Annotated in this window: 21 protein-coding genes, 1 pseudogene and 2 riboswitches; of the genes and pseudogenes, 17 read left to right on the plus strand and 5 right to left on the minus strand. The window is 27.8% G+C overall.

Going from position 1 to position 23,417, the window contains the following annotated elements:
• The first annotated feature begins 544 nt into the window (after positions 1–544).
• The 5 genes from ACYQ39_RS10620 to ACYQ39_RS10640 are packed head-to-tail and all read left to right on the plus strand — an operon-like array spanning position 545 to position 1,740.
• A complete protein-coding gene (locus tag ACYQ39_RS10620; protein ID WP_459842867.1) occupies positions 545–835 on the plus strand; it encodes a phage holin family protein in 291 nt (96 codons plus the stop codon).
• Entirely contained in the window at positions 828–926 is a 99-nt protein-coding gene (locus tag ACYQ39_RS10625; RefSeq protein WP_459842869.1) for a phage holin family protein, read from the plus strand. The genes ACYQ39_RS10620 and ACYQ39_RS10625 overlap by 8 nt, the downstream gene beginning before the upstream one ends.
• Positions 927–982: 56 nt before the next feature.
• The gene (locus ACYQ39_RS10630) at positions 983–1,228 is read left to right on the plus strand and encodes a hypothetical protein (protein ID WP_459842871.1); all 246 of its coding nucleotides are present in this window, start codon (positions 983–985) and stop codon (positions 1,226–1,228) included.
• A 53-nt stretch (positions 1,229–1,281) separates the two neighbouring features.
• Positions 1,282–1,395, plus strand: coding sequence for a hypothetical protein (locus ACYQ39_RS10635; RefSeq protein ID WP_459844345.1), 114 nt, complete (start codon positions 1,282–1,284; stop codon positions 1,393–1,395).
• Between the two features lie 42 nt (positions 1,396–1,437).
• Complete coding sequence (locus ACYQ39_RS10640) at positions 1,438–1,740, plus strand: hypothetical protein (RefSeq protein WP_459842873.1); 303 nt, start codon at positions 1,438–1,440, stop codon at positions 1,738–1,740.
• A gap of 265 nt (positions 1,741–2,005) precedes the next feature.
• Here ACYQ39_RS10640 and ACYQ39_RS10645 read toward each other — a convergent pair whose 3' ends face one another.
• Genes ACYQ39_RS10645 through dndC form a run of 4 tightly spaced genes read right to left on the minus strand, consistent with a single transcriptional unit; the run spans position 2,006 to position 6,904 of the window.
• On the minus strand, positions 2,006–3,148 hold the full coding sequence (locus ACYQ39_RS10645; protein ID WP_459842875.1) for a cysteine desulfurase family protein: 1,143 nt from the start codon (positions 3,146–3,148) through the stop codon (positions 2,006–2,008).
• Positions 3,149–3,152: 4 nt separating this feature from the next.
• A complete protein-coding gene (gene dndE, locus ACYQ39_RS10650; protein WP_459842877.1) occupies positions 3,153–3,530 on the minus strand; it encodes a DNA sulfur modification protein DndE in 378 nt (125 codons plus the stop codon).
• Positions 3,469–5,532: a DNA sulfur modification protein DndD gene (dndD, locus tag ACYQ39_RS10655; RefSeq protein ID WP_459842879.1), complete on the minus strand. Its 2,064-nt coding sequence runs from the start codon at positions 5,530–5,532 to the stop codon at positions 3,469–3,471. The genes dndE and dndD overlap by 62 nt, the downstream gene beginning before the upstream one ends.
• Entirely contained in the window at positions 5,519–6,904 is a 1,386-nt protein-coding gene (dndC, locus tag ACYQ39_RS10660; RefSeq protein WP_459842880.1) for a DNA phosphorothioation system sulfurtransferase DndC, read from the minus strand. The genes dndD and dndC overlap by 14 nt, the downstream gene beginning before the upstream one ends.
• Before the next feature lie 460 nt (positions 6,905–7,364).
• On the opposite strand from dndC, the gene dptF reads away from it, so the two are divergent.
• From dptF to ACYQ39_RS10695, 7 genes and pseudogenes are all read left to right on the plus strand, one after another.
• On the plus strand, positions 7,365–9,155 hold the full coding sequence (gene dptF, locus ACYQ39_RS10665) for a DNA phosphorothioation-dependent restriction protein DptF (RefSeq protein ID WP_459842882.1): 1,791 nt from the start codon (positions 7,365–7,367) through the stop codon (positions 9,153–9,155).
• 5 nt (positions 9,156–9,160) lie between these two features.
• Positions 9,161–10,561 carry a DNA phosphorothioation-dependent restriction protein DptG gene (gene dptG, locus ACYQ39_RS10670; protein WP_459842884.1) on the plus strand — a complete coding sequence of 467 codons (1,401 nt, stop codon included), beginning with the start codon at positions 9,161–9,163 and terminating at the stop codon, positions 10,559–10,561.
• Positions 10,542–15,698, plus strand: coding sequence for a DNA phosphorothioation-dependent restriction protein DptH (gene dptH / locus ACYQ39_RS10675; RefSeq protein ID WP_459842886.1), 5,157 nt, complete (start codon positions 10,542–10,544; stop codon positions 15,696–15,698). Before dptG ends, dptH begins: the two co-directional genes overlap by 20 nt.
• A 211-nt stretch (positions 15,699–15,909) precedes the next feature.
• Positions 15,910–16,074, plus strand: coding sequence for a hypothetical protein (locus ACYQ39_RS10680; protein ID WP_459842888.1), 165 nt, complete (start codon positions 15,910–15,912; stop codon positions 16,072–16,074).
• Between the two features lie 63 nt (positions 16,075–16,137).
• A complete protein-coding gene (locus ACYQ39_RS10685; RefSeq protein WP_459842890.1) occupies positions 16,138–17,256 on the plus strand; it encodes an HNH endonuclease domain-containing protein in 1,119 nt (372 codons plus the stop codon).
• A gap of 37 nt (positions 17,257–17,293) precedes the next feature.
• Positions 17,294–17,698 (plus strand): annotated as a pseudogene (locus ACYQ39_RS10690) (Rpn family recombination-promoting nuclease/putative transposase); the annotation flags it as partial.
• 36 nt (positions 17,699–17,734) lie between these two features.
• Positions 17,735–17,965, plus strand: a complete 231-nt coding sequence (locus tag ACYQ39_RS10695) for a hypothetical protein (RefSeq protein ID WP_459842892.1) — start codon at positions 17,735–17,737, stop codon at positions 17,963–17,965.
• A 272-nt stretch (positions 17,966–18,237) separates the two neighbouring features.
• On the opposite strand, the gene ACYQ39_RS10700 is transcribed toward ACYQ39_RS10695, so the two are convergent.
• Positions 18,238–18,693, minus strand: a complete 456-nt coding sequence (locus ACYQ39_RS10700) for a cupin domain-containing protein (RefSeq protein WP_459842894.1) — start codon at positions 18,691–18,693, stop codon at positions 18,238–18,240.
• 472 nt (positions 18,694–19,165) lie between these two features.
• Here ACYQ39_RS10700 and ACYQ39_RS10705 point away from each other — a divergent pair, with 472 nt between their 5' ends.
• The 5 genes from ACYQ39_RS10705 to ACYQ39_RS10725 all read left to right on the plus strand — a co-directional run bounded on the left by ACYQ39_RS10705 (position 19,166) and on the right by ACYQ39_RS10725 (position 23,407).
• A complete protein-coding gene (locus ACYQ39_RS10705) occupies positions 19,166–19,684 on the plus strand; it encodes a hypothetical protein (RefSeq protein WP_459842896.1) in 519 nt (172 codons plus the stop codon).
• Between the two features lie 283 nt (positions 19,685–19,967).
• Positions 19,968–20,061, plus strand: a riboswitch (cyclic di-GMP riboswitch).
• Between the two features lie 79 nt (positions 20,062–20,140).
• On the plus strand, positions 20,141–20,296 hold the full coding sequence (locus tag ACYQ39_RS10710; protein WP_459842898.1) for a hypothetical protein: 156 nt from the start codon (positions 20,141–20,143) through the stop codon (positions 20,294–20,296).
• A 34-nt stretch (positions 20,297–20,330) separates the two neighbouring features.
• Positions 20,331–20,414, plus strand: a riboswitch (cyclic di-GMP riboswitch).
• Positions 20,415–20,494: 80 nt separating this feature from the next.
• On the plus strand, positions 20,495–21,022 hold the full coding sequence (locus tag ACYQ39_RS10715) for a hypothetical protein (RefSeq protein WP_459842900.1): 528 nt from the start codon (positions 20,495–20,497) through the stop codon (positions 21,020–21,022).
• 139 nt (positions 21,023–21,161) lie between these two features.
• On the plus strand, positions 21,162–21,746 hold the full coding sequence (locus ACYQ39_RS10720) for a DUF3793 family protein (protein WP_459842902.1): 585 nt from the start codon (positions 21,162–21,164) through the stop codon (positions 21,744–21,746).
• A 221-nt stretch (positions 21,747–21,967) separates the two neighbouring features.
• A complete protein-coding gene (locus ACYQ39_RS10725; protein WP_459842904.1) occupies positions 21,968–23,407 on the plus strand; it encodes a glucose-6-phosphate isomerase in 1,440 nt (479 codons plus the stop codon).
• Positions 23,408–23,417 lie beyond the last annotated feature (10 nt).

The raw sequence follows: 23,417 nt of genomic DNA on the forward strand, positions 1-23,417 counted from the left end.
GAACTATGGGAGATAAACTTACTGAGCATATGATACGATAAAAATAGAACAGTTTCTTATTTAGACACCTAGAGCTAATCTAGGTGTTTTTTATATATTGTATGGTTTTAATCCCAGTAAGCAAGCTGAGAATAGATGAGAAACTGATGCGTCATTTCTCATCATCTCAAATCGTGTCCCTCAATCTTCCCTGTCCCCCAATTTAATGCATCCTTATTTGATCGGCGGGGGGGGTTGCCGATCTGTTTGGGAAGGGAGTGACGATTTTGAGTACGAAAAGTCCTATAGGACTTGAAGGAAAGGGTTTAGGGGGTTTGGGGGAAAGGGAATGAGGGATACAATGGGCTTGCAAAATAGAGCAGAGAGTTTTTATTAGAAGTAGTAATTCCTTTATCTTTATAGCCAGCATGGTTTTTATGCTGGCTAGGGAGGGGATTGGTTTTAGCCTAGTGGAAGGAATGTAATGACTGGAACTGGGCGTTGGTTTTCAAGAATTGTGATGCTGGTTTTTAGTATGACAATTCGTTGGGATGGGAGGGTTAAATTGAATTGGCTCGAGGAGATAGTTGAATACTTTCATTATGCCATTGGACTGACAGGTGGTTTTCTTTCTTATTGGTTAGGTGGTTATGATCAGGCTTTAGAGATTTTATTAGCTATGGTGGTAGTTGATTATCTAACTGGCTTACTGTCAGCTTATGTTCTCCAAGAAATTGATAGTGCCATAGGCAAAAAAGGAGTAGCTCAGAAGATAGGAATGTTTTTGACAGTAGCTGTTGACAGTAGCTGTAGCTCATTTAGCAGACCAGATATTAGGCAGTGGAGGTATGATTAGATTAATGGCTATCTGGTTTTATATCTCAAAAGAAGGAATCAGTGCTTTAGAAAATCTAGGACAAGTTGGAGTACCAATTCCTAACTTTTAAAGAAGTCTTTAAGGCAACTTAAGGATAAGAAAAATGGCTAGATTAAGGGGGATAATATGGAAGAAAGATTTGATAAAATCTTAGAGGAGATTATGAGTTGTGAAGATAGCTGTTTAAGTAATAAAATTGAAATGTCTGAGATATGTCATAAGGATCAGTTTAAGTATAATCAAATTGAGGATGATAGAGTAACACTTGAAGTTTTAGAACAGGCTGCTGACTTTGGCCCTCAAATGGCTAATAGACACCTGAAGAGGGCCTGTAATCTGCTTAGAGAAGGTGAAATTGTAGTTGAGGGATAGTTGGCCCGATTACTTTAGAAGCAGTTAATAACTACTCTCATAAAGAAGAGTTAATTAAGTTACTTAATATTTTACAAGGTTTTAAATATATCAAGATAGTTGAAGAGGATAAATCACAGAAGGGTTTCATTAAAGACTGGCTTAATGGAGTAGCATCTATAAAATAAAGGGGTGATAATATAAAAATTGATTTTGATACAGATCGAAAAATGCTTTATATTAGATCAGAATCTCAAGAAGATATAAAAGATGAAGATACTAAAGAAAGTCATTATAATTACAAACTTACTCCTATTGGCAGGGATGGTGTTGCTCAAACTATTAATAATAGAGCTTTAATTGCAGATATATCTATAACTTTAGATCTAGGGATAAATAATATTGGGATTAATAATGAAAAAGATGAGGATGTTGAAAGAAAAAGATATCAAATTAGAAAGCCAATTGGAGAGGAAAAAGAGAATATAGAAAATACATTAAACGATCTATGCATGATGATGAATATATTATAGATTTAAATCAAGAAATATAATATTAATTTTTAAAGGATGATTAAAAAAAGAGAGAGGTGATTTTTAATGGATCATTTATGTTGAAGAAAGTCAAGAATAAGTAAAGAAGAAATGATTTTTTGTATTTATTGGAGCTTGTTTCACTTATTTAATTATTAAAATAATAACAGGGTTTGATGAAGTGGAAACTGAACATCTTAAGTTAAGAAAGAATAGATATTAATTTTAACCCTGCTTAATGTTAAGCAGGGTTATTTTAATTTATTTAAAATTTCAATTTATTTATTTCATCTACAAATATCTTAATAAATTTCTCAATCTCTTTTTGAGTATTAAATTTACTTAGAGAAATTCTATAGCTAGAAGAAATTTCTTTTGAGCTTAATCCAATAGATTTTAAAACATGAGAAGGTTCTCCTATAGAACAGGCTGAACCAGTGGAAATAGCTATTTCTTTTTTTAGATTATTAATAATAAATTCATTATTAGTACCAGTTATTGTTATATTTACAATACCTGGTATTTTTTTATCTTGATCACCATTAAATTGGATATCAGATAATTTATTTTTCAATTCATTTTTCAAGTAAGTTTCTAATTTTTTAATTTTAGGAACGTATTCTTTCATTTTTTTATTTGCTAATTCAGCTGCTTTACCAAAACCAACAATATTATGAACACTATGAGTGCCAGCTCTAAGTCCTTCTTCCTGTTCTCCTCCATGGATAAGAGGTGTTATTTCTTGTTTAAGCCCTAAATCATCTAATCTAATAAAGGTAGCTCCAATTCCTTTTGGACCGTGAATTTTATGAGCTGAACAAGATAAAAAGTTAATTGGAATTTCTTGAAGATCTATTTCTATTTTACCTAATACTTGAGTAGCATCAGTATGGAAAAAAATATTATTTTGTTCAGCAATTGATGCTAGTTTTTTTATATTATTTAAAGTTCCTAGTTCATTGTTGGCCCACATTATAGATATTAATATAGTTTCTTTTGTGATTGCTTCTTTTAAATCTTCTGGATTTACTTGTCCATTTTCATTAGCAGGTAAGTAAGTTAATTTATAATTCTTATCTTCGAGATATTTACAACATTCTATAACTGATTTATGTTCTATAGAAGAAGTAATAATGTGATTTCCGTCAGCATTACATCTATCTGAAATACCTTTTATAATAAAATTATTACTTTCTGAGGCTCCACTAGCAAAAACTAATTCTTCTGTTTTACAGTTTAATAGTTTGGATAAATTTTTTCTAGAATTTTCAACAGCTTTTTCAGCAGTTTTAGCTAGAGTATAGTGTTTACTACTAGGATTTCCATATTGAGCTTTGATAAAAGGTAACATTGATTTAGTTACTTGCTGATCAATTTTAGTTGTAGCTGCATTATCTAAATAAATCATAAAATCACTCCAGTTTGTTTTTTGTCAGATTAGTAACAAAAGTTTTGAAATTACCTGAGTATTCATATTCTCTTTCCAACATTTTAGATCCTCTTTCTAAATGTAATTTAATATAATGCGGAAAGTATTTTTCCTCTTCTAGATGACTTTCTATTTTTTGAGTAAGAAGGGCTCTAAATAAGGAATCATACTCTCCTAATAGAACATTTCTAGGAAATTCAAGTCCATCATTATCGTAATCCTTTTCTGATACAGGAGTTTCATTAGTTAAAGATAAATTTATAGCTATTCTTGCAAGAATATTAGGCCTAAGATTTGACTTAGACTGAAGTTTCTTTAAAATTTCTTTCGTCTGTTTTGAAGTTTTTAGTCTGAATTTCATTTTTATCATCCCCGAAAAAGTAATTTTGTTTTATAGTAGACTTATGATTTAATTTATCCGTTTTATCTATTAAGTAACTTCTTTCAATATAGGGAATTAATTTATGATAAAGCTTATTATTTATTTCAGAATCTGTAGCTAGAATGATTACTTGACTATTTGTTTTAGGTAATAAATTTTTAATTATATTTTCCCTATGATCTTCGTCGATCCTTCCTAGAAGAGTATCTAAAATTAATGGAAATTGCCTCTTAGATGAGTTAGCTAATGACCATAAAAGTGCTAAGATCACTAATTCTTGTTCACCAGCTGATAGATCATTTAATAAATCATTAGTGTTACTATAAAGTTTTATTTCAAAAGTTTCAGAATCAATTTCTATGTCCTTAATATAATTTTCATGACTAATTAACTTATTAATATTTTTTAAAAACTTTTCTTTAACTATTTTTAGCTTATTATTAATTTGAGTTCTATTATATTTTGATATAATATTTTCTATTTTATCGCAAAGTAGTGGTATATTACTACTTTTTTTGGCTTCTTTTAATTTTTTATATTTTTCATTTTTTTCTTCTTCTAATTGTTTTAACTCTGTTTTATTAGTTTCAATTTTTTCATTTAATTCTTCTTTTGTTTCTTTTAATTTACTAACTTCGAGGTGGCATTGTTGAATTTGATCTAATAAACCTTGTAAATCTGAGTTTTCTTTATTTTTTTGGAGTTTGTTATTCAACTTTTTTAATTTCTCATTTATATTTTCTATTTTATTGGCTTTTTCTATAACTTCTGGTGTATTGAAATCTTCGATTTTCTGAATGGTATTCAACAGATCATTCTTGTTATTTGATGATAATTTATGTATTTGATTAAATTGATTAATATTAAAGTCTGGTTTAAAAGATTTATCAATAACATTAACTACTTTAGAGGTTAATATTTCTGATTTATCTTTTCCAATATTATCTATTTGTTTCAGTTCTTCATCAAGATTTGAGAAAAATTCATTATTCAAGTTTTCTTTAATATCCATATATTTCTTATAATCTGTTTCCTTATGTAATTGGTTCTTTATTTCTTTTAATAAGTCTTTATTAATTATAAAAGGAAAAAATGTTTCGTAGTAATCATTTAAAAAGGATCTATATTTTTCTTTCTTTACTTCGAGTTCTTTAATTTTTTCTTTTATTTCTTCTCTTTTATCGGCATGGATTCCTCCTAAAGTATTGAATCTTTCATTTAATTCTTCTTGCTTTAAATTAAGGTTTTTAATTTTTTGTTTTGTATTTTTTAATTCTTCTTCTTGCTTCTTTATTTTTGATTTCAGTTGATTATATTCCTGTTTCTTTTTAGTAAATTCTTCTTCTGGCTTAGATAGTGATTTAGTTTCTAATTGAGTACTTAAAAGATTATTAATATCTTCTTTTAATGTATTGGTTAAATTAAGATTAAAAACAGTGATAATTGCTTTTTTTAAAATATCATTAAATTTTTTATTATAAAGTAGATCCCCCATATTTTCTCCATCAAATAAGAAAAAGTCGAATAGAGCAGGGGGGAAAAGAGTTCTAATATAATTTTCAAATTCTAAAGTTTCTTTATCATTCAAAATATTGGTATTGTGATCTGTAACAATTAAATTTTCACTGAGTTTTTCTTCAAAGTTCCATTTTCTTTTAATTATATACCTTTTAATATTTCCTTTTTTATTAAGACTTAAATTAAGGATAATAGACATTTCCGATTGTTCGTCATCTTCAAGAGCAGAATAATTTATTTTCTTTTTAATATAATCAAAATACTTTGTTGTATTAGTTTTATATCCTAAAGCAACTGAACCATATAATGCTAATCTAATGGCTTCTAATAATGTTGTTTTTCCAGCTCCATTTTGTCCACCAATTAAAATAATATTTTTATTTTCATCATCAAGACTAAAATTTAATTTATTTTCATCATAAAAAATCCCGAAATTTTTAAGTTTAATATTATTCACTTTCACTTATATCACCTTCTATATTCTCTATATCATCGTAATGAATCCAATCTTGACTAAGTAGTTTTTTCATTTCTTTATAAATGTTATGCCTATAATCATAACCTAAATGAGTTGCTTCAAGAGTTAAAAGTTTTTTTAGTAATTCTGGATCAACGCCTTCTTCTTGGCAAAGCTCAGATAATAGATTGCTTTCTTTTTTATCAAATAAATAATTTCTATCTAACTCCCAGGGAAGAGGTTCGTTATATATTTTTTCATATATTTCAGGTAATGAATCTTCTAGATCTCCTGAATTAAGCCATTCTTTACGTATAACTTTTAATTCGTCGCCTTGAATAAGTTTATAATCTACTCTTTTTTGTATTTTTAATAGTTTTTCTAAAATTTCTTTCCTAGCTTCTAGTGTGTAAGCTCCAAGCCCTTTAACTTCTTTATTATCTCGTTTTACTTTATAGACTACTCCATTGCGTCTCTTTTTTTCTCTTTTGTCCCTGTCATCCCTTATATTATAGAGCCAATTTCTAAATTTTAATAATGGTTTAAGCCATTTTTCTCCCGATTTGATAAATCCTTTCAGAGATTTATCTTCTGTTACTACTGTACAAACCCAGCATCCAAATCTACTATTACCACATGCTTTAGTATTTTTATTAATAACCATTGGACATTCAGTATCAGAATTTCTATATAAATTATATAATTTATTATTATCTGTCTCCCAAGGTGAAATACCATTATTATGTTGTAAAAGATATGCCCAAACATCTTTTACTGTAAACTTTTCAATTGGTGCAAATATGTATGCATTATTTAAAGATTGATGACGTCTTAATACTTTGCCTTCTAATTTACTATTTTTTAAGACTTGATCTCTACTAGCACTTTCTCCTTTTCTAACTCCTAATAAAACAATAACTTCATTATATTCTGAAAGTTTGTTTTTAATAAAATTAGTTGTTGGTTTAATTTTTAATCTATCAGTACACCATCTGAATTTTTGTCTAGGGTTAGGATAACCTTTCCCGATTAATAAAGACCAGAAGGTTTCTTCAGGTTTTGGATAAACCTTTTGAGCCTTTATTGGTAAATTAAGTTCTTTAGCTTTTTCTTCAATTTGATTTAATGTATTAGTAATAAAATCAATTATCATTGGAGTTTCTACTAAGGTATCAGCTGAGATTATATAAACTGGTTTGTGTAATTTCGTTCCCTGGTTTTTAAGGTCGTGAAGGGCATTAAATACTAGTTGAGCAACTGTGCTTGAATCTTTCCCACCACTATATCCTAAAATCCAAGGTCTATCATCTGATAAATATACATTTTGAATATGATTATAGATATCTTCTATATTATGTTCAGCAAAATAATTTTCCATTTAAATGCCTCCCTAAAGTTGCATTTACTATTTATTTTAGAAATTTTAAGGCATTTTACGTTTAACAGTCCTTAACAGAATAATGATATAACACTAAAATTTCATTGTCAAATTTGTTTTTTTAACAATATATTATTTGTTAAATTTTAGATTTTTATATATATAATATAGATATAATACATATTATTTGGAATTATAGAAGGATTTATAAAATTATTATTGAATTAATCAATTAATACGAATAATAAATGAAAAAACAAATTTTAATTCAAAACATTTATAAAATAAGATAGGAAATTCACAATGGTCAATTTAGTATAAGATAAAGTTATTAAACTAAATTTTCGCAATTCATTAATGTTAAACAGACTATTTTAATATCTAAATTAACAATAATTCATTATTGTTATAAATAATCAGGTTGAAGATTATTATATAATAATTTAAGAAGGTGTTTTAATTGACTAGAATTCAAAATTGTTTTATTGAAGAATTAAGGAAATTGAAAGAGTCTTCTAAAGAAGCGGTAGAAAATTTAAAATCTTTTAGCAAATTCAAAGAATACATGCATGTTAAAAGAGGTTTGCAAGATGAACTATTAAGCTTAATTAGAAATTCACAGAAAGTTGATAAGTCTCAACTAATTATGGTATGTGGTAGTGTAGGAGATGGTAAATCACATATTATTTCATATTTAAAAGAGCATTATCCAAATATTATTGATGATTTTAATATACATAATGATGCTACTGAGAGTTTTTCACCAAAGAAAACTTCTATAGATACATTAAGAGAGGTATTACAGTCTTTTTCAGATGAAAATTTAAAAAATAATTCAAATCAAAAGTGGATTCTTGCAATTAATTTAGGTACTCTAAACAATTTTATAGAATCAAAATATAAAAGTGAATTTAGTATATTAAGAGAATATGTTCTAAATAATCAAATTTTAGAGACTAAGGTAATAAAGAATTCTTTTGTAGAAGATAGTCACTTTCAATTTATTAATTTTAGTGATTATCACATGTTTACTTTAACTGAAGAAAAACCGAAATCTAAATATATATTGAATTTAATCAATAAGGTCGTTGAATCTGATAGTAATAATCCTTTTTATAGAAGTTATAAATCCAATTGTACTAATTGTAATTATAAAGAAACATGTGCTGTTAGATTTAATTATGAGCTATTACAAAAAGATAGTGTTCAAAACACTATTATTAATTTTTTAATCGAGATTATAGTTAAATTTAAATTAATTATTTCTACTAGAGATTTATTAAATTTCATTTATGATATAATTGTTTGTGACTATGATGTTACTAATTTAAAACAAGAGTTGGATAAAAAGATGAGCTTTGAAAGGATGAAAAAATATATTTGTTCTTTGATTCCTATGTCCTTATTTGAGCATCATGATTTATCTGATATCTTTGAGCATATATCTAGATTGGACCCAACTGCTTTAAGAACAGAGCAGTTAGATCAAGAAATTATTAGATTTAATAATACTAGTAATATTAAGAAAGTATTTAAGGAATATATTAACTTGGATAACAAGACGCTAGAAGAAAATTTATTTATTAATGAGCAACTGTTAGAGAAATATTGTAAGACCAATGAAAAGTTGAAATCTTTTAAACAGATATTACTCAAAGTACTTATTCGTTTTTATAAATTTATTCCTCTAAATGATTCTTTGAAGCTAGAGGATAATACCTATGTTAAATTCATGAAAGATTTATATTATTGGAATAAAGGTGATAAGAAGAAATTAAAACTTTTATATGAGGATGTAGAATATGCTATATATAATTGGAATGGTAGAAATAAAGATGGCTATATAAATATTAATCTAGGAAAAAATCAGACTGATTATAAGGTTAGTCAAGAATTTAATATTAAAGCAGATACTTCAAATTTGAAAAAGAAAGTAGAAGATAATCTAGATAGATTTATACCGACAATCAACTTGCAATATAAGATAGAAAGAAAGAATCAAGAGAACAATAGTTTAATCTCTATAGATTTCTCTTTATATGAGTTATTAATGAAAATAAAAGAAGGTTATAGACCTAATAAAAGGGATAAAAATAACTTTATTAGTTTTACACAGTTTATTAATAAGTTAATAGAGGTTAATGGTTTATCAGAAGAAATGTACTTTGAAGAATTACAATCAGAAGCAAAGACAAGGTATAAATTAGTGTTTGATGATGAATTTGAAGAATATGAGTTTCTGGAGATGTGATATAGATGATCTTGGATATAGAAGAGATAAAAGATACATTTAATGTTGATATAGATAGTCAAAAAGACTACAAGTTAAGACACAATCATTGTAATAATATTAGAATTCTTCCTTATATAACATCAAATCCAAGTGAAAAAGCACTTGATTTCACTGGGGTTTTGGGACACTTTTCACGGTTATTATCTAAAAATGACTTTTCTGATAAAGTCGATAAGAATGAAATAATTGAAAAAGCAATAGAAAAGGTAAATACTAAAAATAAAACTTCTTTAAAGGATATTATAAATAAGGTCTTTTTTAATGAACAAGAAGAGTTGAAAGTGTTTCATCCTAAAATCTTTAATTATATTTCATTAAAAGATTCTAAGCAAAAGAAGATAGCTGAATTTTTATATTCAGTTTTATTAAATGATGAAAATAAGGACTTGTTTTTAAAGACATGCAATTCAAAACCAAATAATATTTTAGAGCATTTAATTTTGGAAGCAATGCCATCACTTAAAGATGGAATAAAGCTGAGAAAGAGTTATAAAAGTTATTTCTCTTTTGTAGCCAAAGTTTTTAATGAAGACTTTAAATTTATGATTAATGATTCAGAATTTTTTGTAGAACATTTTGGCTATTTTTTAAACTATTATTATTTTTATTATGTTTCTCAATTGGCTTTACATTTAAATAGAATGTTTAGTTCTGAATCAGAAAAGCCTATTCCGTTGTATTTCAATTTAGATTGGGAAAAGGCTTCTAAGTCAAGAACAAGTTATAAGCAAGGATGGAGATTTTTAGAAGAACCTGTTAATTGTTTATTTTCACATGCTATTTGTTTAGAGTTTTTGAATCACCTTAAAGGAATAGAAAAACCTTATGGTTATAATCAAATTATAATTGATGTTGTAGAAGATATGAACAAAGCAGAGATCGATGCTTTTGTAGAGCAGTTAGATGAGTTAATTTTATTATATAAATACTGTACAGAGGATATAGATTGGGAGAAATACTCTACATTAGGTCAGAGATATGACAATCCTGTTAAAAATAAAATATGTGAACTTTTTAAGACAATTGATTTTCAATTTAATAATCCTCCTGGTAATAGACAGGGGCCTTACAAAAAATATAGCAATTGGTTTAAAGATTTTTGTAAAAAAGAATTTTTACAGCCAAGAGGAAGATTAGGGTATAGATTAAAATTAAGTCAAGAGTATTTAATTTTCATTACTAAATTATGTATAAAAAATGAACCTAAAATTCGTCTCAAAAAATTATTTGAAGAGTTTAAAAGAAGAGGTCTATTCTTTGATAAATATTCTAAACAAGAAATCATCGAGGTGTTTGAGAAATTAAACATTCTTGAGAAAAAAAGTGATAGTGGTGATGCACAATATGTCAGAGCAATTTTATAAATTTTTATCAAATCAGATTGTAAATTTTTTTGAAGGAATAGAAGTCAAAAATGGAGAACGTTTTGATATTCAATTTGAAAAAAAAGAACAAGTAAAAAGATTATATGAAGCATTAGGTGAAGAAGCTAATATAGAAGAATTTATATATGAAGGAAATGATTCATCTTATCAAACATACTATATTTTAGTAAAGGGTATAAAAGTGATTGTATCTGCAACTATAGCTGATGTTACTATTGACTTCTTAACTTTTTTGAGAAACCAAGTAGGAACAGACGGTAAATTTAAAGATACAGCTATCTTATTTATCCATAATACTAATTTAGATAGTATAATAAAAGGATCTGGCGATTTTTACAAAGAAGGAATGCCATTTCATTGGAAAAGTATCGAAAGTGTAATTGAAGAAGAGATTGAGGCTAAAAATCTAAATAAAGCAGATCGAATTGTAGTTAATTTTATACTATCTAAAATTGAAAAGAATAATTTAGAAGATGAAACTTCTTTATTTGCTTACAAAGAAATATTGGAAGTTCTTAATCAAGGCAATATTTCGAAAGATAAATATAAAAGTTTTGGGCTCTTTTATGATAATGGTTTAGATACATTTTCAGAAAAAGAAGCTTTAGAACGCTTAGAAGAAAATTATAATTTGTTTTATCAAGTATCTAATATTCATCAATATGGAAATCCAGATCAAGAATTAGAAAAAACTTTTGATGATGAAGGGGTTAATTTACTAAGACAGAAAGATTGGACTAAAGTTAACTATAAAAAAGTAAAGAATTCAATTGAAAATAAAAAGAGTATTACACCCTTGAAGTATATAGAGAATACTAAAAAAGAAACATTAGAAGGTTGTGTTTATTGGGAAAAGCCTAAAGGAAACACAAAAGCACAAGCTAGAACTAGAAATATTATTGTATTTAATCCAGATAAGGAAGAAGAAATTAATTTGTTCTTTCAATTTGATGACTATCTTAAGAAAAGTTGTATTAGTTATACTCCTAAAAGTAATATTATAGCTACGCCTTCTGGAAAGAAATTAAAAGTTACTATTATTCCTGAAAAGAATCAAACTACTTTTAAAAAGGTACTTTATAATTATAAAGGAAGGAAGAATTATGCTTTTAGAATTGCTATTGTTGAAGCCAAAACAGATCTTTTAGAATCAATAAAGACAACCTACTCTTTGCCTGCTAGCCCTAGAAAAAGTTATATTGAAGTTAAAAGTGAAGAGGAAAATTTGGTTATAAATTCAAATGGAAGTACAGAGAAAAAGATAATAATTGATCAAGAAAAATGTGATATAAAAATATCTAATTCGGAAGAAAAACTTATATTAGAAAAAGATACTGATGTTTTATCAGAAATAGAAGAGATTCAGGTGGATTTGAAATATATTGATACATTTATTTCATTAGTTTTAGAACAAGAAGTGGAAAGACCAAAACCTTTAACTGGAAATAAAGTATGGAAGTTAAAAAGAGAGAAACAAAAAGATTTTGAGTATGATTTCGAGAATAAAAAGCTGATTCAAGGTAATCAACAGTATTTTGCTAGAGATGAATTTAGATCTAATTTAGAATTGGAAAAGCAGATGATTGAAAAAGGGGCTTTGTTTTATAAAAAGTCATTTGAAGAATTGGAAGAACAAGAATTAGAGATTGATATTAGGGTTGAAAAAACTTACAATAAATTGATAGACTACTATCATATTAATCAGCTTTTACCGAGCTTAGCTTATTATGATGAAGAGTTATTAGATTTATCTAAGAAATATGTTAAATCATATCTTGAGGTGATAAGTGAGATACCAGAAGGAGAACCATTAGATCATTCTCAGAAGAATCTTATAAAATTAGGTTCCATAGAGGAAAAAGAGGGGGCAAAAGAAATTATTTTTACCCCGCTACATCCATTGAATGTATCTTATCAAATTTTAGCTAATAATATTTTAGGCAAGCAAGAAGTTAATAAAAACATATTAAAAAGATTAAAACCTATTAATTTACTCCCTTATATTCAAAATGATTGTCAAAAATTATATAAAGCTATTGAGCAGCATCATTCTCCAGAGTGGAATTATTATGTGAATGATAATCTAACTAGATATAATGGTTCAAAAGAATTTGTATCAAAATTAGTTAGTGACAAAATATCTGAATTTATCAATCATTTTTCTTATCTGTTCACTATAAAATCTGAATCTCCGATAAAGATAAATTTGATTAATATGGGGGATTGTAAAGAAATATTACAGGGGATTTTTGAATATTATAGCAAAAAACTCAAGGAAGTTAAAATGGAAGAAATCATACCTATGGATATATATATATACGGTAATGATAGTGGGACTAACGTTTTTGAGGAACTATCTTTATATACTGATATTGAAAATATTAAAGAAAAGTTTGAAATCAATTTAGCTTCTAAAAATTATGATGAAGTAGATTTATTAAACTTATTTAGAAATAAAGTAAGTGTGTATACAAAAGATTTATTTGACGAAGAATTCGAATATTCTCATATAACTTTTTACCAAATGAAAGATAATGTAAAAGACACATATCGAAAGATGGACGATATAAAAACGGGTGCTTCCTTAGATGGTTTAGTTTCAGGAATACCTTCAGTTCATGTTCAAAACTCTTATTGTACTGGATTTGGTACTAAATATATAGGAGAAGAAAAGAATATCTTGCTAGAAACAGCTATTAAATTAAATGCTTTAGCTAGAACTGCTAACAATATGAATCCTTATAATGAAGAAGAAAGTATTATTACGGTAATTTCAGAAGAAAAGAAACAAGATTTAGATAAAATTTATGATAGTTCTCATTGGGTTTCTTTTATAGAACCTAAGGTTGATTTAAGTTTTTTCAAAAATGATGCTAAATTTAAAGATTTATTAATTATACATTATAGTGATCAGTATACTTCATCCAGTGGATATGATGCTATTACTGTGACAAGAAGATCAAAACAATATCAAAATATAATAGAAGAGTTTTTAGAAGAAAAAGATATTGAAAATGTTCAAGAACATTCTCCTGATATTATTAATTGTTTTAATGCTATCAATGGAGATTGGCTCTTGAGGTTGATATCTAAAAAGAGTCATTTTCCTAGAGAAAAACTGAGTATATTATCAGCAGTAAAAATTTCATTAGCATATTTTTATCATCCAGATATAATTTGGGTACCGGTCTCTTTAGAGGAAATTTTGAGAGTATCAGGAGCAACAGGTTTAAAGACTAATGAAGGACTTTTTCAAAAGTCTAAAAAAGGTAGCTATAGTGATGATTTATTGTTAATTGGATTTGAAATTAATGATAATCAGATTAAAGTTCATTATTATCCTATTGAGGTTAAAATTGGTCTTAATAGGAGTAATGTTGTAAGGAAAGCTAAGAAGCAAGCTAAACAGACCAAAGATTTATTAAATATAAACTTGCAAGGGAATAAATTTATTAATAAATTTTATAGAAATTTCATGATGCAGTTAGCATTGATTAGTGCTGAAAAAATGAAACTTTATGGAATATGGGAAGAACAAAATTGGGATTTAATTATTGATAACGATGTTAGAGAAAAAATATTAAATGATAATTATGTGATTAGTAATGATTTAGATTCATTAATTCAGAAACAGGCGGTAATTTCATTTAAAAAAGAAACTCATTTTAGAAATACAAAGATAGAAGATGAAGTTTTAATTTTAGAATTTACAGAAGAAGATGGTTATAAAAATATTGTGAGTTCTATAGAAGATTTAAAAAATAATTTTTTACCTTTACAAAGTGACTTTAATAAAAGTGATCTTTTACGTAATATCTATAAAAATTCTTCAATTAAAGCTACACAAGAACAAGAAGGTGAAAAAATTGAAGATATAGAAGAGTCAGAAGAAAGTTACAGTAAAGAAAATCAAGCTAAAAATAAACCAAAAGTAGAAAATTGCACTTCAAATGATAAGCCTATGGAAGTTATATTTGGATATGATGAATATAACAATCCAATAAAGTGGTATCCTACTTCTACAGATAAAGTTATGCATACTAATACTGGAATTATTGGTACTATGGGAACTGGGAAAACTCAATTTACAAAGTCAATGGTTACTCAGTTGTATAAAAACTCCAAATATAATTTGAATGGTACTGAGATTGGAATATTGATTTTTGATTATAAAGGCGATTACGTGAAAGGTGATTTTAAAAAGGCTACAGATGCTACAGTTTATAAATTGTATAATTTACCATACAATCCGTTGGCTTTATATGAACCTAAAATCTCTAAGGCATTATTACCACTTCATACTGCTAGTAATCTAACAGAAAGCATTTCACAAGCATTTAACTTAGGTAATGTACAAGAACAAATTTTAGAAGAGTCAATTATAGAAGCGTATGAAAATAAAGGGATAAGCCCTAATGATAAAGAGACATGGGATAAGAAACCACCAACATTACATGATGTATATGATATTTATGTAAATAGAGATGATGTTAAAGTTGATAAATTGCACAGAGCTTTAACTAAATTAACTAGATTTCATATTTTTCAGCCAAATGCTGAAAAGACAAAACCATTGTATGAGCTTATTGATGGTGTTACAGTTATTGATTTATCGGGATATGATGAAAGTATTCAGAATTTAGTTGTTGCGATCACATTAGATACGTTCTATAATCAGATGCAAATGAAAGGGCATAGTACTATTCAAGGTGATTTTAGAGAAATTACAAAGATGATTTTAGTTGATGAAGCAGATAATTTCTTGAAGAATGATTTTACTTCTCTTAAAAAGATTTTAAAAGAGGGAAGAGAGTATGGTGTAGGAACGATTCTATCTACACAATTTTTAGATCATTTTTCTACATCTAATAATGATTATTCTAATTATATCTGGAGTTGGGTAGTTCATAATGTTTCAGATATTAAGAAGAATGACGTGAAGTTTATTTTTAACACTCAATCTAAAGGTGAAGAAGAGAATATTATAACGAAAATTAAACAATTAGAGAAGCATTATAGTATAGTACACCTTGGAAAAGAGAAACACCCTATTCATATAAATGATTTAGCATTTTGGCAGTTAAATAACGATATTGAGGTTAGATTTGGAGAATAGAGTTAAAATTATTTCTTTTTCAATAGATTAAATTATTTTTTAGTATTATATATTTCCAATGTATTTGTTTGGTAATATCAGCTATTGTTTAACACAAAATTATATTATTCAAGTTAAAAATAATGATATCAAATTAAAATTTATCTTTACTATAATAATAATGGAGTTGAAATAAAAGAAGTTTAAATGAAATTAAGAAGGAGATTATAAAATGGTAAAAGAATATGAACTGTTTAAAGTAGAAGAGGAATTAGTTTTTTCAGATTCAAGAGAAAGAGTAGAAGAGTATGCTAGAAAAAAGAATATTGATAATATTTTTTATAAATATTCATCAAATAATAAGGATTCATTAAAGGAAATTGCAAAAGAGATATAAATCTTATATAGTGCAATAACCTACTAATTAATTAGTAGACTGAAAGGCAGAGGTGATAGTATAATGAAATTACCAATGGCTTCAAGTTTAAACATCCAAGCATTTGAAAACATGCTTACTTTGAAGAGAATAACAAACAGCTATAAGTTATATTGGTTTACATCAATCTTAGATGGAATAAAAAAGGGTCAACAAGAGTTTGGTTTTCAGAATTTAGCTTTAAAAATGGTAACTAAGAGTTGGTATTCTATTGTTGAGTATAAATTGAATTTTGGTTCGCAAGATAAATTAGGAAAACTAGTTCTTGATATTTATAATAGCTATGATTTAAGTAAAGATATAAAAGAAAGTGATTTATTTGATTTTTTGCAATATATAATTGCTAAGAATGAAGAAATTAAGGAAAGAGTAAATAAACTGTGTAAATTTGTTCCATATAGATTGTTATCTCCTTTTTACTTTGAAATAGTTGGGGTTAAAGATTATAAGAAGAATAAATTAATAGAGAAACTTTCTAATCAAGATAATAAAGCTATTTATCAGATACAAGATCAAAAAATAATTATTAATCAAAACTGGTTTAATTATATTTATAAAAATCAAACCATTGTAGAAGGTTGGCTTAAATATAAATTGATTTATTTTTTGCAAAAAAGAAACCCTAATGTTCCAGCAATTCCTTTTAAGTTATCTGCTCCTCAAAAGAGGAATTTACGTAAAGCTAAAAAGTATTGGGGTAATGTATTAGATATTGTTTCTTTTGAAGATATCTATACTGAAAAAGAGATAGATTCCGAAACTAATATAAGTTTAGATCATTTTATTCCTTGGAGTTTTGTACTACATGATGAATTGTGGAACCTAGTTCCTACCTTTAAAAAAATTAATAGTAAAAAGAATGATAAGTTACCAGATTTAGATTTGTTGTTAGATGACTTTTGTGAAGTGCAGTATAAGGGATTTAAAATTGGATTAGAGTATGGTTTTTCAAGAAAAGCAATGGAAGATTACTTAAATCTTAAACAGAGTATTAGCTTATCGAAAGAGATAAAGAAAGAGTATTTTGTTTCAGCTTTGCGAAATACTATTAAACCTCTTTATCAGATAGCTAAAAACCAAGGTTTTATGGTACTAGATGGTGATTATTTACACGATGATAGAAGTGAAGAAATGATCAGTTAGATTATAGAACGGGCCAACTCCACATAAAGTTAGTTTAAATGATAAAGAAGCTTATTTGTATTTACTATTTGAACATAAGAGTTATCCCTATAAAAAGATAAGTATCCAATTGCTAAAGTATATAATAAAGATTTGGGAGTTAAAACTAAAGCAGACAGAAAGAGATGATTTATCATTAGTTATTCCAATGGTATTTTATTATGGTAATAACAAATGGAATATTGGGTTGAATTTATCTAGTTTACTAGAAGAAATTCCAGGAGAATTAGAAAAGTATATCCCTGATTTTGAATACTTATTATATGATATATCGCCATATAGTGAAGAAAAAATTAAAGGGACAGCTAAGGCAAGAGTATTTTTAGAAATAGCTAAAGCAATATTTAGTGATGATTTTATAGAAAGACTAAAAAACGCTTTATTAGTTTTAGATAAGTTATAGGAGCAGGAAACCGGAGAAACGGTGGTTAGATATATTATGAGTGCTAAAGATGATTTAACGAAAGATAAGTTAGAAGAAGTAGCAAAAGAAATTTCTACTGAAAGGAGTGAAAAGATTATAACTATTGTTGAGAAGTTAAAAGAGGAAGGAAAAAGAGACATGGTTAAAAATTTATTAGATGTAGGAGTTAAGATAGATAAGATAGTAAAGGCCAGTGGCTTATCTGAAAAAGAAGTGAAGAAGATTAAGAAAAAAACGCAGCATTAATTTTCTCGCTTAATAACGAAAAAGCCAGTTGAATAACTGGCTTTTTTAATGTGCAGAACACTAAACTTTTTTTAATTTAGTATTTTAACAGGTGCCGAAGAAGTGCCCAAAATCTTATAATTAGCTGATAAAGGCTAATAAGACAAATCTTTAAAATGCCTATGAACCTTGATATCATGGGAAAGTCAAAATGGTCTACAACACCTAAAAAAATACTGTCTCAACTCCAAATACAGGTGTTGCGGATTCAAGTCCTGTTTCCCGTGCCATTATTATCTGTTATACTCTTCAGCATCTTCTTTAGTCTCATGAACTGTACCACGTGGATGCTCAGGTGGAGCATAAATAGAGTACAATTTAAGTGGGGTACGACCTGTATTGATCAGATTGTGCCATTTACCAGCAGGGATAAATATTGCATAGTCATCATAGACTTTTGTTTCAAAATCTAACTGTTTTTCTCTATCTCCCATCCTAATAATTCCTTGCCCTTTCTCAATGCGTATGAATTGATCAAGGTTAGGATGCATTTCTAAACCTATGTCATCACCAGGATTGATGCTCATCAATGTAAGTTGTAAATATTCTCCTGTCCACAAAGCAATACGGTAATAATCGTTTTGCTTAGTGGCTTCTTCAATATTAACTACAAAGGGACATGGTCCATAATCCTTTAACTTAGTAATTTGTTTCGGGGGACGTGGATTAATTATATAGTCATCATTCATATTAATCATTCCTTTCGTAGGAATTTTTAATATTATATGTTATATGTTTAAGATAGGTTCGTAGATTCACAGAGAAATTATGAATTCTTGACTAATCTAACAAAATTTTTTAGCAGGTTAGCAAGGTAGAATTATCCGAATTGATTTACCAACTTTGAAACAACTATAGGAAATAAACTTGCTAAGTATATGATACGATAAAAATAGAACAGTTTCTTATTTAGACACCTAGAGCCAATTAAGTATGGCAATCGAGAAGTTTATAGAAATGGTAGGTTATTTAACTATTATGATGAAGAGGCTTTTATGAAACTAAAGGATAAGTTTGCTGAATTAGAAGTAATTAAGATATGGAAGACTGATTTCATTCTATTCCAACTGTCAGTATAGCTGAATCTTATTTTTTATTATAGAATATTAAATTGTAAACTTGGTTAATATATAGGTGTGAATCATTAAGGGGGATGTAGCTATGCCCAAATTCACTGTAGGAGGAGATAAAGATATGCCAACAGTCTTAGGAGTATTTAATGGTGAATCTGAAGCTAAAACTGCAGTTGATAAGATGAAAGAAAAGGGGATTTCTGAAGATAAAATTTCATTAGTAGCTAAACAAGACGGAAATGATAATATTGAAGCTGGAGAAGAGATGGCAGGTAATGATCAAAATTTAGCTGATGGTGCTACTACTGGTGGCGCTTTAGGAGGGGCAGCAGGAATATTAGCTGGGGCTGGTTTATTAGCAATTCCAGGAGTTGGCCCTGTTTTAGCTGCTGGACCAGTAGCTGCTGGTCTAACTGGAGCAGCCACTGGAGGCGTTGCAGGTGGTTTAGTTGATTATGGATTAGACCAAGAAACAGGAGAGAGATATGCAGGAGAAGTAGAACAAGGAAAAATCTTGGTAGCAGCAGAAGATACAGATGAGAATAAGATTAATGAAGTATCCGATATTTTACGTAAAGAAGGAGCTAATGATGTAGCAACTCACTAAGATAATAGCTATTTATTGAGTATAAAGCGGTTGGTAGTATGACTAATCGCTTTATACTTTAATAGTTAGAAAGTGATAATAAATACAAGTTGCTAACTTATATAAGTACATTAAAAGATCATTAGTAATTTTAAAAAGTAGTATTTAGAATATAAAATTGTCAGTTATAAATTGGATATTATTAAAAAAATTAATAAAAATATTTTTTTATGGAGGATAATAAAAATATATCTAGTATTACTCTAACAGGTCATTATAAAAATAACGAATAATTAAAAGTAACCCTCGAAAAAGGCACACTTATTGAAAAATAAGGTCGCAAAACTATGAGTCTACGGTACATTAAATCGTTGTACTAAGATTGTCAGGTTACCGAAAGGAATATAGGCTTTTTTAATAAGAGGGATAATTATAATAGATTTTAAAGTACTTAAAAAAATATAGGGAGTGATAATTATGCCTCTTTCTTCAATTGTATTGCTTTTTATTTTAGGATTTATTATTAATCTTATTTTAAAAGATGATTCTGATTCTTTAAATGACAAGTACCAAAGTGAAGATTTTTCAAATTTTATTAATGTTTTAGAAAAAGTTAGTAATAATCAAAAGTAAAGTTTAGAGAAGTTAGCTAAAAAATAGAAAATGAATGTATTTAGGAGGCAGAGAAGTATAATCTTTATTTGGGCACCTGGATTATATGGAGTCAATGGTGAATCCGACCTAAATTTTCTAGTATTCTCTAGAAAATTTAGGTTTTTTTATTATAATTTATAAGTTTATAACATAGTACTTTGTTAGAGGAGGGGTATATTGCCAGTTAAAACTTTAAAGAAAATTTTAGGGGTGAGTAGTAAGGTATCCAGCTATGATGTAGCTAAAGAACTGTTTGAATTGATAAAAGAAGAGGAGGATAAGTTAAGATTTAAGGAGATAGGAGCTAAAATAGAAGTGGATGATCGTGCTTTAATGTTAGTTGTTATTCATTATTTTAGTTTTATATTTGTAACTAAAAATAATGATTTAGCTTTTAGTTCAAGTACTATACGTAATATTTCTAATAGTTTCTCTTCTCTGCTAATAAAAGATGTAAATACTCAAGCTAGTTTATTAGAAGAAATAAGAGAAAAACTATTGAAAGTTTATAATAATTATTCGAATGAGAGTAAGAGAAGACAAATTGAAGAAGTAGTTAAAGTATTGTGTAGTTATTTAGATTTAAATGATAAAATAAAAGAGGATTTAGTTAATAAATTAGTGAGTTATATATTTAAAGATGTAACTTTGATGCAAGATTATCTAATCAGTAAAAGTAGAAATTATAAAATAACTAATCAATAGTCACTTAAAACATCTTTCCAATTAGGAGAGGTGTTTTTTTGTTTTAATTAGTTTTTGACAGTAGAAGTTATTAATGTTATACTAAATATAGATATTGAAAACCAATTTCAATTAGTTAGATGGATAAGGGGGAGAGAAGATGAAAGGGACCAAAAAATGTAGAAGTGATATAAATTGCTTTAGGAAAAATTGTGAATGTTTGTTAAGAAGAATAGGTGCTACTATTATGGGAGTTAAGCCAGCTGAATTAAGAAGTATAAAACAAGAAAAGAGTTGTTGGCAAAAGTGTAAAGGAACTCTTCTAGGCTATAATCAGTTAGAACTTATAGAAATAGATATAGTGAATGGACGACGGAAAGTCCTTTTCTATCATTCTCAAGCTTTAGAAGAACAACTTAAAGATCAACGTGTACTTAATTTTCTTAAGAATATAGGTTATCCTCAAGAATATAGTCTAGATAAATATTTAGAAAAATTAAAGAATAGATTACAGGGAGCTGAATTTCCTCATGAGATTGGTATCTTTTTTGGTTATCCTCTTAAAGATGTATTAGGATTTATGGGATATGTAGATTTAGAGGTTACTCATAGAGGAGAATGGAAGTATTATGGTAATAAGAAGATTTCTCTATTAAAGCAGAAGAGATTTGATAGGGCAAGAGAAGAGTTTAATGCAAAGTTAAATAAATTAGAGCAAGTTGAAGAATTTCATAAAGTAATCTAGTAACTTAGGTGAGCAATGTGTTTTCACATATTGCTCTATTTTTATTTTTTGGAGTTTATATTTTTCAAAAAAATATTCTTTTCTTGCAGGAAATTAGATGGTTAGGTAGAATCACGTAACAGAAAGTACATACTATTCTTTATTATTGTAAGAGAATGGAAACGTTTGCAGGAGAATATTTTTTATAAGTAAAGTGATAATAATTAAGAGGAGGAATAGAAATGACTAAACGTTATGAAGATGCAGAATGGAAAGAATCTATGCGCTTGAAATTAGACGTAAATAATATGTTTGCTGACAAAGTAGGTCAAGAGCATGGTTATACTACTGAAGATATTGCTAAGATGCAAGATAAAGCTGTTGAAGCTCATAAGGCAATTAAAGAAGGTAAGGCAGCTGGAGACTTAGGTTTTATGGAGCTGCCAGAGACTCATAAAGAGATTGCGAAAGAGATTAAAGAGTTTGCTGAAGCTAATCGTGCCAAGTATGACAACTTTGTAGTATTAGGAATTGGTGGTTCTGCTTTAGGTAATATTGCTGTGCAGACTGCTTTAAATGATCCTTACTATAATTTAAAAGATGAAGCTAGAGATAATTGCCCACGATTATTTACACCTGATAATGTTGATCCAACTCGTTTAAAGTCTTTATTAGAGACATTAGATTTAGAAAAGACTGTCTTTAATGTTATCTCTAAGTCTGGTGGAACTGCAGAAACAATGAGTCAGTTCTTAACTGCTCGTGCTGCTGTAGTAGAAGAGTTAGGAGAAGATGCAGTAGGAGATCACTTTATTGCCACTACTAGTGAAGATTCTGGTAATCTAATTAAGATTGCTAAAGAAGAAGGTATGAAGAAGTTCTTTATTCCTGATAATGTAGGAGGTCGTTTCTCTGTTTTAACTCCAGTTGGTCTAGTATCTGCAGCATTTACTGGTGTTGATATTGAAGAGTTATTAGCTGGAGCAGAATATATGGCTGAGTTATGTGATACAGATGAGCTATGGGATAATCCTGCCTATCTAAATGCTACTTTACAGTATTTAGCTGATCAAGATGGTAAGCCAATGTCTGTAATGATGCCTTATAACCATTCTTTAAAGGATGTTGCTGACTGGTATCGTCAGTTATGGGCTGAGTCTTTAGGTAAGAAACTTGATCGAGATGATAATGTTGTTAATGTTGGCCCTACTCCAATTAAAGCTTTAGGTGCTACAGATCAGCACTCTCAAGCTCAGTTATATATGGAAGGTCCATATGATAAGGTTGTTACTTTCTTAGAAGTAGAAAACTTTGCAGAAGAATTAGAGATTGCTGCGGGTTATGAAGGTATTTCTGGGGTTTCTTATCTTGGTGATCATACTTTCAATAAATTGATTACTACTGAAAAGAAGGCGACTGAGTTAGCTTTAACTAAAAACAATAGATTGAACTGTACAGTTGTTTTCCCTGAGGTAAATGCCTTTACTTTAGGTCAGTTCTTCTATCTATACGAGTTAACAACTGCTTTCGCTGGAGAGTTATATGATATTAATGCCTTTAATCAACCTGGTGTTGAGTTAGGTAAGAAGTATGCTTATGGTGTGTTAGGTAGAGAAGGTTTTGCTGATATGAAAGAAGAGTTTGATTCTCGACCTGAAAAAGATGATGATTTAATTGTATAATTTTTAAAGG

Source organism: Halanaerocella petrolearia (assembly GCF_054657875.1).